A 14,628-nucleotide genomic window follows, 5' to 3' on the forward strand; every position below is an offset into this window, starting at 1 on the left:
ACACCCGCTGCCAGGCGGCGGCCTGTTCCACCACCTCGGGGGAATGGGCGTGCTCGGCCAGCAGCGACGACCACCGTGCGAACGACGTCCCGGTTTCGGGCAGGGCTGTCGGCTGGCCGCTGTGCTGTTGCGCCCAGGCGATGTTGATGTCCTGCAGCAGGATTCCCCACGACACCGCGTCGATGGCCAGGTGGTGGATGATCAACGCCAGCTGACCCGTCGAGGCCGCCCACACCGCGCTCAGCATCACCCCGGCGGCCGGGTTGAGCCGCGATCGCCCCTCGACGAGCGCCACCTCGTCGAGCACCTCGGCGGTCCGCAGGCATTTGCGTGCGTCCACCGCGCCGACCTCGGGCACCGCCAACGACCAGCCGCCGGCGCCGTCGTCGTCGACGCGCAACCGCAGCATCGCATGGCGATCCAGCAGCGCCTGCAGCACCATCACCATGTCGGACTCGGTGACCCTTGACGGAACCTGCAGCAGCACAGTTTGGTTGAACTCGTCGATGGGGCCCTGCACAGCGGCCAGCCACCGGATGATCGGGGTCGCCAGGACCGGTCCGATGCCTTCGTCGACAACACCGGCGGCGCCGTCGGCCACCACCGCCACCCGCGCCAGCCGGGCCACCGTCTGCTCGACGAAGACATCGCGCGGCCTGCACACCAGCCCGGCGGCGCGGGCCCGGGCCACCACCTGCATCGAGAAGATGCTGTCCCCGCCCAGATCGAAGAACGAGTCATCGACACCGACCCGCTCCAGCCCCAGCACCTCCGCGTAGATGTCGGAGAGGATCTCCTCGACGGCCCCGGCCGGAGCCTGATATTCGCCGGCGGTGTACTGGGGTGCGGGTAGGGCGCGGATGTCGAGCTTGCCGTTGACCGTCAACGGCAGGGCGTCCACGACCACGATCCCCGCCGGGATCATGTACGGCGGCAGCCGATCAGCCAGTGCACCGCGCGCCTGCGCGGGATCGACAGTGCCCGAGAATGCTTCGGTGACGTAGCCGACCAGGCGCTTGTCGCCGGGGCGGTCTTCGCGCGCGATCACCGCCGCCTGGGCGATCCCGTCCAGCGCGGTCAGTGCGGCCTGGATCTCGCCGAGTTCGATGCGGTAGCCGCGGATCTTGACCTGCTCGTCGGCGCGTCCGAGATACTGCAGCTGTCCGTCGGCGCCCCACCGCACCAGGTCTCCGGTGCGATACATCCTCGTTCCGAGCCCGCCGAACGGGCACGCCACGAACCGTGATCCGGTCAACCCGGCCCGACCCACGTAACCGTGGGCCAGACCCGCGCCGGCGACGTAGAGCTCACCGATCACGCCTTCGGGCACCGGCCGCAACCATTGGTCCAGCACGAGAAGCGCGGCGCCGGGAACGGGTGAACCGATCGGCACCACGGTGGATTCCGTGGTGAGTGGGGCGCTGATCGCCACGCACATCGTGGTCTCGGTGGGGCCGTAGGCGTTGACCATCACCCGCCCCGGTGCCCACCGGTCCACCACCTCGGCCGGACAGGCCTCGCCGACGACCACCAACGCCGCCGACTCCAGACCGTGCTGCGGCAGCATCGCCACCGCCGACGGCGTCTGCGTCAACACGCTCACACCCTCGGCGACCAGTACCTCGTGGAAGTCCTCCGGCGAACCCGCCAGCGTTTCGGGGATCACCACCAGCCGCCCCCCGCGCAGCAGCGCCCCGAAGATCTCCCACACCGACACGTCGAAGGCCAACGAATGACACAGCGGCCACACCCCGGGACTCGGCAGCCCCGCATCCAACGACGCGAGCAACCGGGTCACATTCCGATGGGTGACCGCCACGCCCTTGGGGGCCCCGGTGGTGCCCGAGGTGTAGATCAGGTACGCGACATCGTCGGGGTGGGGCCCCGCCGGCGCCGTACCGGGTTGCGCGGCGACAGCCGGTTCCGCGACATCGAGCACGGCGACGGCGATCCCGTCGAGCCGCGGACGCAACCCCGCGGTGGTGAGCACCGCCACCGGCGCGGCATCGGCGATCACGAAATGCATCCGGGCCGCAGGCACCATCGGGTCGATCGGCAGATAGGCTGCGCCCGTCTTGAGCACCGCCATGATCGCGATGACCGCGTCTGCCGAACGTTCCATCAGCAGCGCCACGTTGCGGCCCGGCCCGGCGCCATGGCCGATCAACAGCTGCGCCAGCCGGTTCGCCGCCTCGTCGACGTCGAGGTAGGTCATCGACCGGCCCTCGAAGGTCACCGCCACCGCCTCGGGGGTGCGGGCGACGTGCTCGGCGAACAAGGCCGGAATCGACACCGATGCGCCTACCGGGTGGGCCAGCGCCGCGTGATTGCCGATCTCGGCGAGGCGGGCACGCTCCGGCTCACCGAGCAGGTCGATCGACGAGAGCCGCCGTTGCGGGTCGGCGGTCATCGCCGCCACCACCCGCTGCAGACGCTCGATCAGCGAGTGAATGCTGTTCTCGTCGAACACGTCGGTGCGGAACTCGACCACCCCACCGAGGCCGGCGGCCTGGCCGGCGCCGGTGAAACGTTCGGCCAGGGAGAACGTCAGATCCATTCGGGCGGTGCGAGTGTCCACCAGCAGAGGCGTGGCGTGCAGGTCACCCAACGCGGGACTGGCGGGTTCGTTGTTCTGCCAGGCCAGCGCCACCTGGAACAGCGGGTGGTGGGTCAGGCTCCGGGTGGGGTGCAGCCGGTCGACCAGCACTTCGAAGGGCACGTCCTGGTGCTCGTAGGCGGCCAGGCCGCGCCGGCGCACCTGGGCCAGCAGCTCGGCGACGGTGGGATCGCCGGCCAGATCTGTTCTCAGCACCAGGGTGTTGGCGAAGAACCCGACCACGTCGTCCAGCGCGGGGTCGCCGCGCCCGGCGACCGCGAAGCCCACCGCCACGTCGCTGCTGGCGCCGACCTTGGCCAGCAGCGTCGCCAGCGCGGCCTGGATGACCATGAAACTGGTGGCGTTGTGCTCGCGGGCGACATCGCGCACCTGCTGCTGCAGCTGTGCCGGCCAGTCGATCGCCACCGTGGCGCCGCGCTGATCGGGCACCGCCGGGTACGGCCGATCGGTCGGCAGTTCCAGCCGCTCGGGCAGCCCGGCCAGCTCCTGCTCCCAGTACCCCACCTGCGCGGCGATGCGGCTCTCCGGGTCGGTCAGCTCGCCCAGTTGCACACGCTGCCACAACGTGTAGTCGACGTACTGCACCGGCAACGGCGCCCAGTCGGGGGCGTGTCCGGCGCACCGGCCGGCATAGGCCGTCCCGAGATCAGCCATCAGCGGGGACATCGACCAGCCGTCGGCGGCGATGTGGTGCACCACGGTGACCAGTACGTGCTCGTCCTCGGTGACGCGGAAAAGCGTTGCCCGCAGGGGAATCTGAGACGCCAGGTCGAAGCTGTGACGCACCGCGGCGCTGACGGCGTCGTCGAGCCGGGCCGCCGGCCAGCCGGTGGCATCGACGACACGCCAGCCGAAGTCGGCCCGCTCGGGCGGTATCACGAGCTGCTGGGGTACCCCGCCGGGCGCGGCGAACCGCGTGCGCAGGCTCTCCTGGCGCGCCACCACATCGGCCAGCGCCGCTCCCAGCGCCAGGGCATCCAGCGGCCCGCTCAGCCGCAATGCCGCCGCCATGTTGTACACCGGGGAGGGCCCGTGCAACTGGTCGAGGAACCACAACCGCTGCTGGGCGAACGACAACGGCACCACCGACGGCCGCTCCGCCACCACCAACGGCTCACGCTTCCCGGCGTTCTCACCGACACGTGGCGCCAACTGGGCGACGGTCGGCGCGTCGAACACCGCCCGCACCGCGAGGCCGGCGTCCAGCAGCGTGTTGATCGCCGCGACCACCCGCATCGCCGACAACGAATCACCGCCGAGGTCGAAGAACGAGTCGTCGACCCCGACCCGCTCGACACCCAGCACCTGGGCGTAGACGCCTGCCAGGATCTCCTCGACCGCGTTGGCCGGGGCCCGGTAGTGATCGCCTCCGCTGTATTCGGGCGCGGGCAGCGCCCGGGTGTCCAGCTTGCCGTTGGGGGTCAGCGGCAGGGCATCCATGACCACCACGGCGGCGGGGATCATGTACGGCGGCAACCGGTCGGCCAACGCGGTCCGTGCTCGAGCGGAGTCGATTGCGCCGCTCGATGTCTCGGTGATGTAGCCGATCAGGCGCTTGTCGCCGGGGCGGTCCTCGCGGGCGATCACCGCCGCCTGGGCGACCCCGTCGAGCCGTGCCAGCGCCGCGCGCACCTCGCCGAGTTCGATGCGGTAGCCGCGGATCTTCACCTGTTCGTCGGCGCGCCCGAGATACTGCAGCTGCCCGGCGGCGCCCCACCGCACAAGGTCCCCGGTGCGATACATCCGCGACCCGGGCTCGCCGAAGGGGCACGCAAGGAACCGCGACGCGGTCAGTCCGGCGCGGCGCCAGTACCCGACGCCGACCCCGGCGCCGGCCACATACAGCTCGCCGACCAGCCCCGCCGGCACCGGCCGCAGCCAGCCGTCCAGCACGAACAACGCCGCGGAAGGCACCGGCGCACCGATCGGCGGCACGCCCGACCCCGCCGCCAGCGGCGCAGTCCTCGACGCGCACACCGTGGTCTCTGTCGGGCCGTAGGCATTGACCATCACCCGCCCGGGCGCCCACCGATCCACCACCTCCGCCGGGCACGCTTCGCCCGCGACCAGCAACGCCACCGATTTCAGCCCCTCCGGCGCCAGGGTCTGCACCGCAGAGGGGGTTTGGCTCAAGAAGCTGACCTGCTCGGCGACGAGCAGGGAGTGGACGTCCTCCGGGGAACCGGCCACCGACTCGGGCACCACCACCAGCCGGCCGCCACTCAGCAGCGCACCCCAGATCTCCTCCACCGAGGCGTCGAAGGCCAGCGAATGCCACTGCGCCCACACTCGTTCGGCCGGCGCACCGGCGTCCAGTGACCTCAGCAGCTGAGTCAGGTTGTGGTGAGTGACGGCCACACCCTTGGGCACACCGGTGGTGCCCGAGGTGTAGATGAGGTAAGCGATGTCATCGGGGGCCGGCGCCGAAGGCGCCTCGGCGGGTTGGCCGCCATCGGTGTCCGTGGCGTCGACGTCGACGACCGGAACGTCGCACCCGCCCAACCGCGAGCGCAGAGCCGCGGTGGTGACCGCGACCGCAGGTGCGGCATCGCGCATCATGAAGTCGATGCGATCCGCCGGCGACGCCGGGTCGATCGGCAGGTACGCCGCGCCGGTTTTCAGCACCGCCAGCATCGCCACCACGGCCTGCGTCGAACGGGTGAACAGCAGCGCCACACACGCCCCCGGGCGAGCGCCGTGACCGGCCAGCCTGTGCGCCAACCGATTCGCCGCCTCGTCGAGCTCGCGGTACGACGTCGGCCTGCCCTCGAAGGTCACCGCCACGGCATCCGGGGTGCGGGCCACCCATTCGGTGAACGCCGCCGGAATCGACACCGGCGCGATGGCCGGCCGGGTCAACGCCGCGCGATTGCCGATCGCGTCCAGCCGTGCGTGCTCACCCTCGTCGAGCACATCCACCGCCGACAGCGACCGGCCGGGGTCGGCTGCCATCGCCACCAACACCCGCTGCAGCCGCGCGATCAAGGTACGGATCGCGTCCGCGTCGAACAGGTCTTGGTCGTACTCGACGCGAAGTCCCATCTCGTCGCCGGGCCGGGCCGCCATCGTCAGGGGGTAGTGGGTCGACTCGTGGCCGATGACCTCGGTGATGGTCAGCCCGTCGATGCCGGACAGCGAGGCGGTGTCGACCGGGTAGTTCTCGAAGACGAAGACGGTGTCGAACAGTTGGTCCTGACCGGTGATGCGGTGGATCTCGCTGAGCGCCAGGTGCTGGTGCTCCAGGGTGGCGTTGTTGACGCGCTGCAACTGGTCGAGCAGGTCGGTGGTGGTGGTGGCCGCCGTGATGGTGGCCCGCACCGGCACCGTGTTGATCAACAGTCCCACCATGGATTCCGCACCGGGGACCTCGGCCGACCTGCCCGAGACCACGGCTCCGAAGGCCACGTCATGCGCGCCCGTCAGCCATGTCAGCAGCTGTGCCCACCCGGCCTGCAGCACGGTGTTGACGGTGGTGTGGTGTGAGCGCGCCAGCTCGTTCAGCGTTCGCGTGATCCCCTCGGGCAACACCGACGACATCACGCCCTGGCGGCCGGACCTGTTCGGCCGGCCGACCAGTGTGGGGGTGTCGAAGCCGGCCAGCACCGCACGCCACGCGTCCTCTGCGGCCCGGCCGTCCCGGTCGGCCAACCAGGAGACGAAGCTGCGGTACGGCGCAGGCGCGGGCAACGGCTGCCCGTAGTAGCCGGCGAAGATCTCGCTCAGCAGGATCGGCAGCGACCAGCCGTCCATCACGATGTGATGGAAGGTCAGGACGAACCGGTGTTCGTCGTGTCCCGTGCGGATCAGCGCGGCGCGGAAAGCGGACTGGCCGAACAGGTCACAGACCGCGATACGCTCGTCGACGGACACCCGGTCGATCTGCTCAGCGGAGACGAGGTCGTCATATCGCCAGGCCGCGACGGGATCGGCGGGGATGATCTGAACCGGCTGGTCGAACTGCACGTGAAAACGGGCTGCCAGATTCGGATGACGCTGCACTACGGTGTCCACCGCTGCGCGGAGCCGTTGGGCGTCGAGGGCACCGCTGAACGCGATCGCCAGCTGCACCGCGTACACATCGGCGCTCGCCTGCTCGGTGCTGGCGTGGAAGAGCAGCCCCTGCTGCAGCGGGGTCAACGGCAGGACATCGACGAGGTCGTATTGCTGGTCGAGCACGTCGATCTGGTGCTGATCCAGCCGGGCCGGGACGATGTCCGACGGGGTCAGTCCGCCGCCGCCGCGGCGCACGTGCGCGCAGATGCCGGCCAGGGCGTCGAACCACAACCGGCTCAGCCGGCCGACCTGATCGCGATCCAGCGCCGAGGGCGCCCACGTCCAGTTGGCATGCAGGTGCGGGCCGGCATCGGTGTCGATGGTGCCTGCGTTCAGCTCGACGGAGTGCATCAGCGGGATCGGCACCGCCGCCGTGGCTCCGGTCAGCGAGACGCCGTCAGGGCCGATCCGCCACGCCTCGCCGGAATCGGCCGCCTGCGCAGGCGCGCCGAGTCGGCCGAGGTAGTTGAAGCCGATCGACGGGTCGGACTCCGGCAGGTCCACGTCAGGATTCAGATAGCGCAGCAGACCGTAGGTCAACGGATCGGGCAGGGCGCGAAGCTGTTCCTTGGCGGCCTTGACCGCCGCACCCAACGCCGCATCACCGGCAACCACTCGCGCCCAGGACAGCCCGCCGACGTCGAGCGCCACCGGGTACTTGGCGGTGAACCAGCCCACCGTGCGCGACAGGTCCACATCCGCGGCGAGTTCCTCGTGCCGCCCGTGGCCCTCCACGTCGATGCCGACCGGCGCACCCCCGATGCCGACGAACTCCGCCACCGCCAGCCCGAACGCGATCAACAGGATGTCCTGGACTCCGGCATGGAACGCCGCAGGCACCTCACCCAGCAGTGACCGCGTGGTGTCGACGCCGAGAGACGCCGACATCTGCCCAGCACTGGCGTAGGTGTCCCGCTCGGGTCGGGGCGCGGGAAGCGCCGCCGGGACCGCCGCCACCTGCCGCCAGGCCTCCCCCAGGGCCACGACCTCTGCGTCGTGGGCGTGCTCGGCCAGCAGCGACGACCACCGCACGAAGGACGTCCGGGGTGCCGGCAGCGCGACCGGTTGGCCGCTGCGATGCTGCGCCCAAGCGATGTTGATGTCCTCCAGCAGGATTCGCCACGACACCCCGTCGACGGCCAGGTGGTGGATGATCAACGCCAGCTGACCCGTCGGGGCCACCCACACCGCGCTCAGCATCACCCCGGCGGCCGGGTTCAACCGTGACCGCGCCCCCAACAGCGCCTCATCGTCGAGCACCTCGACGGTCCGAAGGCAGTCACGTGCGTCCACCGCGCCCACCTCGGGCACCGTCAACGACCAGCCACCGGCACCGTCGTCGTCGACACGAAGCCGCAGCATCGCATGGCGATCCAGCAGCGCCTGCAACACCGACACCACGTCGGCCTTGGACACCGCGGCGGGGGCCGACACCACGACCGTCTGGTTGAACTCGCCGACCGGGCCGTCCACACCCGCCAGCCACCGCATGATCGGTGTGGCGACGACCGCCCCGGTGCCTTCGTCGACCACACCGGCTTCTCCGTCGGCCACCATCGCCACCCGGGCCAGCCGGGCCACCGTCTGCTCGACGAAGACGTCGCGGGGCCTGCACTCCAGGCCGGCTGCCCGGGCGTGCAGCACCACCTGCATCGACAGGATGCTGTCGCCGCCCAGGTCGAAGAACGACTCGTCGACCCCCACCCGCTCGATGCCCAAGATCTGGGCGTAGATGCCGGCCAGGATCTCCTCGACCGCGTTCGCCGGCGCCCGGTAGTGATCGACCGCGGCGTATTCGGGTGCGGGCAGGGCTCGGCTGTCGAGCTTGCCGTTGACCGTCATGGGGAACGCATCCACGACCATCACCGCTGCCGGCACCATGTAGGCCGGCAGCCGCTCGGCCAGCGCGCTGCGGGCTTGAACGGGATCGACCGTGCCGGTCGCGGTTTCGGTGATGTAGCCGACCAGGCGCTTGTCGCCGGGGCGGTCCTCGCGGGCGATCACCGCCGCCTGATCCACGCCGTCCAGGGCGGTCAGCGCGGCCTGGATCTCGCCGAGTTCGATGCGGTAGCCGCGGACCTTGACCTGCTCGTCGGCGCGGCCCAGGTACCGCAGCTGGCCGTCGGCGCCCCAGGAGACGAGGTCACCGGTGCGATACATCCGTGTTCCGGCCGCGCCGAACGGGCACGCCACGAACCGCGACGAGGTCAGAGCGGCCCGGCGCACATAGCCGACACCCACGCCGCGACCTGCCAGGTACAGCTCACCGACCACTCCGGCCGGAACCGGCCGCAACCACTCGTCGAGCACGAAGAACGCCGCCCAGGCGATCGGCGAGCCGATCGGCGGCGCACCCGATCCCGCCGCCAACGGCGCACTCGCGGAAGCCCACATCGTCGTCTCGGTCGGGCCGTACACGTTGACCATCAGCCGCCCGGGGGCCCAGCGGTCCACCAACTCGGCCGGACAGGGCTCCGCACCGATCACCAGCGCGGCCGACTCCAGACCCTGCGGGGAGAGCACCCCGACCGCCGAGGGCGTCTGGGTCAGCACGGTGACGCCCTCGGCGACCAGCATCGCGTGGAAGTCCTCCGGGGAGCGCGCGACCGCGTCGGACACCACCACCAGCCGCCCACCGAACAGCAGCGCACCCCAGATCTCCCACACCGAGAAATCGAATGCGTAGGAATGGAATTGCGTCCACACCTGTCCGGGCGCCAGCTCCACTCCGATGTCCAGCCCGTCGAAGAGCTGAATGACGTTGTGGTGGGTGACCGTGACGCCCTTGGGCACACCGGTGGTGCCCGAGGTGTAGATGACGTGCGCCAGGTCATCCGGCGCCGGTGCAGGCAGGGCGGTACCGGGTTCGCTGTCGATGCGGGGGTCTTCGATGTCGAGCACCATCACGTCGCAGCCCGCCAAGCGGGCGGCCAGCCCAGTGGTGGTCATCGCGGCGATCGGAGCGGTGTCGGCGATCATGAACTCGATGCGCGCCGCCGGCAGCGCCGGGTCGATCGGCAGATAGGCGGCGCCGGCCTTGAGGACCGCCAGGATCGCCACGATCGCTTCGGCTGACCGCGGAAACAGCAGTGCCACAGCCTGTCCGGGCCCGGCTCCGTGCTGGGCCAACAGGTGCGCCAGCCGATTCGCCGCCTCGTCCAGTTCGAGGTAGGTCATCGACCGGCCCTCGAAGGTCACCGCGAACGCCTCGGGTGCGCGGACCACCTGCTCGGCGAACAGCTCCGGAATCGACACCGCGGCGGTCGGCTGGGTCAGCACCGCGCGGTTGCCGAGTTCATCGAGTTCGGCATGCTCGCACTCGTCGAGCACGTCGATCGACGAAACCCGCCGTGCCGAGTCGGTGGTCATCGCCTCCAGGACCCGCCGCAACCGATCGATCAGCCTGCGGATGCTGTCCGGGTCGAAGACATCGGTGCGGAACTCCACCGTCCCGCCGATCCCGGCGGGCTCACCGGCCCCGTCGAAGCGTTCGGCCAGCGAGAAGCCGAGATCCATGCGGGCGGTCTGGGTGTTCACCGGCAGCGACGTGACCTGCAGGCCCTCCAGTTCCAGGTTCGCCGCCGGATCGCTGTCCCCGGCGAACTGCCAGCCCACCAGCACCTGGATCAGCGGGTGATGCGCCATCGACCTCGAGGGGTTGAGCCGCTCCACGAGCACTTCGAAGGGCACGTCCTGGTGCTCGTAGGCGGACACGCTGCGTCGGCGCACCTGGCCCAGCAGCTCGGCGGTGGTGGGATCCCCCGACACGTCGACGCGTAGCACCAGGGTGTTGATGAAGAATCCGACCAGATCATCGAGTGCGGGATCGCGCCGTCCGGCGATCGGGAATCCGATGGCCACGTCCGGGCTGGCGCTCAGCTTCGACAACAGCACCGCCAGGGCGGCCTGGACCATCATGAAGCTGGTCGCCTTGTGCTCACGCGCCGCCCGCGCGACCTGTTGCTGCAACTCGGCCGGCCAATCCACGACCACGCTGGCACCGCGCTGTCCGGCCACCGCCGGGTACGGCCGATCGGTGGGCAGCTGCAGGCGTTCGGGCAGCCCGGCCAACTCCTGCTCCCAGTAGGCCAGCTGTGCGGCGATGGGGCTGTCGCTGTCGTCGAGATCGCCCAGTTGTGCGCGCTGCCAAAGTGTGTAGTCGACGTACTGCACCGGTAGCGGCTCCCACGCGGGTGCGCGCCTGGCGTACCGGCCGGCATAGGCAATCCCGAGGTCCCTGATCAGGGGGGCGATCGACCAGCCGTCGGCGGCGATGTGATGCACCACCGCCACCAGCACGTACTCGTCGTAGGCCAGTCGGAAAAGCGTTGCGCGCAGCGGAATCTCAGATGCCAGGTCGAAACTGTGCCGCACTGCCGCGCCGATGGCGTCATCCAGCCGGGTTGCCGACCAGCCGGTGGCGTCGACGACATCCCAGCCGAAGTCGGCGCACTCGGAGGGCACCACCAGTTGCTGGGGTACTCCCCCGGGCGCGGCGAGCAGGGTGCGTAGACTCTCATGACGGTCCACCACATCGGCCAGCGCCGCACGCAACTCCTCGGTTTCGAGCAGACCGCCCAACCGCAGTGCCGCTGATAGGTTGTACACCGGGGACGGTCCCTGCAGCTGGTCGATGAACCACAGCCGCTGCTGGGCATACGACAGCGGAACCACCGGCGGCCGCGCGACCGGCACCAGCGGCGCGAGCCGACGCGAACCCGTGTCGATGCGGCAGGCCAGCTCGGCGACCGTGGGTGCGTCGAACACGGTGGGCACAGAGACATCGGCATCGAGTGAGGTGTTGATCGCCGCGGACAGCCGCATCGCCAGCAGCGAATCCCCACCGAGATCGAAGAACGATTCGTCGACGCCGACGCGAATCAGACCCAGTACGTCGGCATAGATCCCGGCCAGAATCTCCTCGACCGCGGTGCCAGGGGCGCGGTAGCCGTCGACCTCCTGGGACTCCGGTGCCGGCAGGGCGCGGGTGTCCATTTTGCCGTTGGCGGTCAGCGGCAGCGCAGGCAGGACCACCACGGCGGCAGGCACCAGGTAGGCCGGCAGCCGCTCGCCCAGCTGCGCGCGGATCTCGGCGGGTTCCGCGGTCCCCGTGATGTAGCCGACCAGGCGCTTGTCACCGGGGCGGTCCTCGCGGGCGATGACCACCGCGCGATCCACCCCGTCCAGGCCCGCCAGTGCCGCCTGAATCTCACCCAGTTCGATGCGATAGCCGCGGATCTTCACCTGTTCGTCGGCGCGCCCGAGATACTGCAACTGCCCGTCGCCGCCCCACCGCACCAGATCCCCTGTGCGGTACATCCGGGCCCCGGGCCGGCCGAAGGGACACGCCACGAAACGCGACGCGGTCAATCCGGCGCGCCGCACATATCCACACGCCAACCCACCGCCGGCCACGTACAGCTCGCCGACCACACCCGCGGGCACCGGGCGCAACCAGCCATCCAGCACGAACAGCGCCGCACCGGGCACGGGCGAGCCGATGGGCACCACATCCGCGCCCGCGGTCAACGGCGCACTGATCGCCACGCACATCGTGGTCTCGGTGGGACCGTAGGCGTTGATCATCACCCGCCCAGGTGCCCACCGGTCCACCACCTCGGCCGGGCATGCCTCACCGGCCATCACCAACGCCGTCGACTCCAGGCCCTGATCGGGCAGCAATGCCAGCGCCGACGGCGTCTGGGTCAACACGCTGACGCCCTCGGCAACGAGTACCTCGTGGAAGTCCGGCGGCGAGATCACCACCGCTTCGGTCACCACCACCAGGCGCCCGCCCCGCAGCAGCGCACCGAAGATCTCCCACACCGACACGTCGAAGGCCAACGAATGGCACAGCGACCACACCCCCGCCTCCGGCAAGCCGGCGGTCAACGATGCCAGCAACCGGGTGACACCCTGATGGGTGACCGCCACGCCCTTCGGGGTGCCGGTGGTGCCCGAGGTGTAGATCAGGTAGGCGATGTCATCGGAGGCCGGGCCGCGCGGCGTCGGCAACGCGGCACCGGGTCGAGCGTGGCTGCGGGGATCATCGACATCGTCGATCACCGGGAGGTCGCAGCCGCTCAGCCTGCCCGCCAACCCGGTGGTGGTGATCGCCGCCTTCGGCGCGGCATCGGCGATCATGAACTTGATCCGGGACGTCGGCACTGCGGGGTCGATCGGTAGATAGGCCGCCCCCGTCTTGAGCACGGCCAGGATCGCGGTGACCGCGTCGGCCGAACGCTCCATCAGGAGCGCGACACAGTCACCCGGGCCGATGCTGTGGCCGGATATTCTGTGCGCCAACCGATTCGCCGCCTCATCGAGCTCGCGGTACGACGTTGACCGGCCCTCGAAGGTGACCGCCACCGCATCGGGCGTGCGGTTCACCCACTCAGCGAACAACTCCGGAATCGACACCGGCGGGGTCACCGGCTGGGCCAGCACCGGGCGGTGACCGATCGCATCCAGCCGGGCATGCTGGGCCTCGTCGAGCAGATCCAGCGACGACAACGGCCGCCCCGGATCGGCCGCCATCGCCAGCAACACCCGCTCCAACCGCGCTGCCAGATCGCGGACGTCGCTGTTCGCAAAGAACTGTCCGGGACCGGCCGTGCTGAGGAAGAGATCGTCGCCGTCCCTGAAGAAGACCAGCGCGAATTCGACGGGCCCCGCGTGGGTCAGCGTCCCCGTCGCCGCGGCGTCGGCGAAGAACCCGGTATGTGTGGCCGGGATGAAATTGATGACCACCCGGTTCGAAGCCTGTCCCGAGCCGCGAAGAGTCGCCTTGTAGTCGATCGAGTGCACGGGAAATCGCTGGTGTTCCAGCGCATCCTGCATCTGGGTGTCCACGCGCACACAGAATTCCGAGGCGGATAGTTCCGGTGAGGCCTTGAGCACCAGCGGCACGAATCCCGACACCATGCCGGGCACCAGTTGAATCTCCGGTCGCACCCGTCTGCTCACCGGGAAGTCGAGCACGACCTCCGGGCTCTCCGTGTCGAACGCACGCACCACGAGCGCGCACGCCGCGGTGATCACCGACGACCGACGCACCCCGAGGCTCCGGTACAGGTGTCGGAGCCCGGCCACGGCGGCGGGGGCGAGCCGAACCGGTGCGCGAGACTCCTCGTCGTGGTGGCCCGCGACGGCATCCGCCAACCGGTAACGCGGTTCGCTCTCCGGCGGGAGGTTCTGCGTCCAGTACGCCGAATCGTCGAGATATTCGGTCGAGGATTCGTAGGTCAATTCGCATTCGATGAGATCCCGCAGCGATCCGAAAAAGGCAGGCGGGACCGGCGCGTCCGTAGCGATGGCGGAATAGATCTCCGCCATCCGATGACACACGAGGGGGATGCCGACCCCGTCGATCACGATGTGGTGGCAGCACACGAAGAGATAGAACTCGTCCACCCGGGTCTGCAGCAGTGCCCATTTGAACAGCGGGCCGTCGAGCGGCATCAACGTCGCTTGGATCGACGAGATCGTCCGGTGCACCTCCTGCTCAGGGTCCGGCGAGCCCATGAGGTCGTAGCGGGCGAGGTCGACGTCCGGGTAGTCGACAGCTCTCTGGAAGACCCTGCCGTCCACCTCGAAGAAGGCGGCCCGAAGCGGCTCCGCCTCACGCACCGCCTGAACGATCGCCTGATGGAGGAGGCCGGGATCGATGGTCCCTTCGATGCGCAGGAGCTCGCCTAGTTGCCACTTCGCACCGAAGCGGCCCGTCCTCTGCGCTAGCCAGATGTCCAGCTGGCCCCGCGTCAGCGGGAATTGCCCAGCATCGAGTTCCATGCGGCCCCCAACCCAATCGGGTCTACCGATAAACAGCCCGGCTCTCACCCGGCCTCTCGCGCCGACTCGAGTCGAACATGTCTGCCGGGAACCGTACTGCCGCCGACGCGCCGATCCAGGTTTTTGGCAAAGTTCTCGACGGGACTTCTGACCTAGTTCAGTAAATG

Annotated in this window: 1 protein-coding gene (cut by a window edge); it reads right to left on the reverse strand. The window is 69.8% G+C overall.

The genetic code is table 11. The annotated features are described in order from the left end of the window. A protein-coding gene (locus tag O6P37_RS06305) for a non-ribosomal peptide synthetase (protein WP_269893268.1) crosses the window boundary here: on the reverse strand, nt 1-14,461 show its 5' portion. It extends 857 nt beyond the left edge of the window; the window shows 14,461 of its 15,318 coding nt (coding positions 1-14,461); its start codon is at nt 14,459-14,461; its stop codon lies off the left edge, out of view. Between the last annotated feature and the right edge of the window lie 167 nt (nt 14,462-14,628).

Source organism: Mycobacterium hippophais (assembly GCF_027529605.1).
GTDB lineage: Bacteria > Actinomycetota > Actinomycetes > Mycobacteriales > Mycobacteriaceae > Mycobacterium > Mycobacterium arseniciresistens.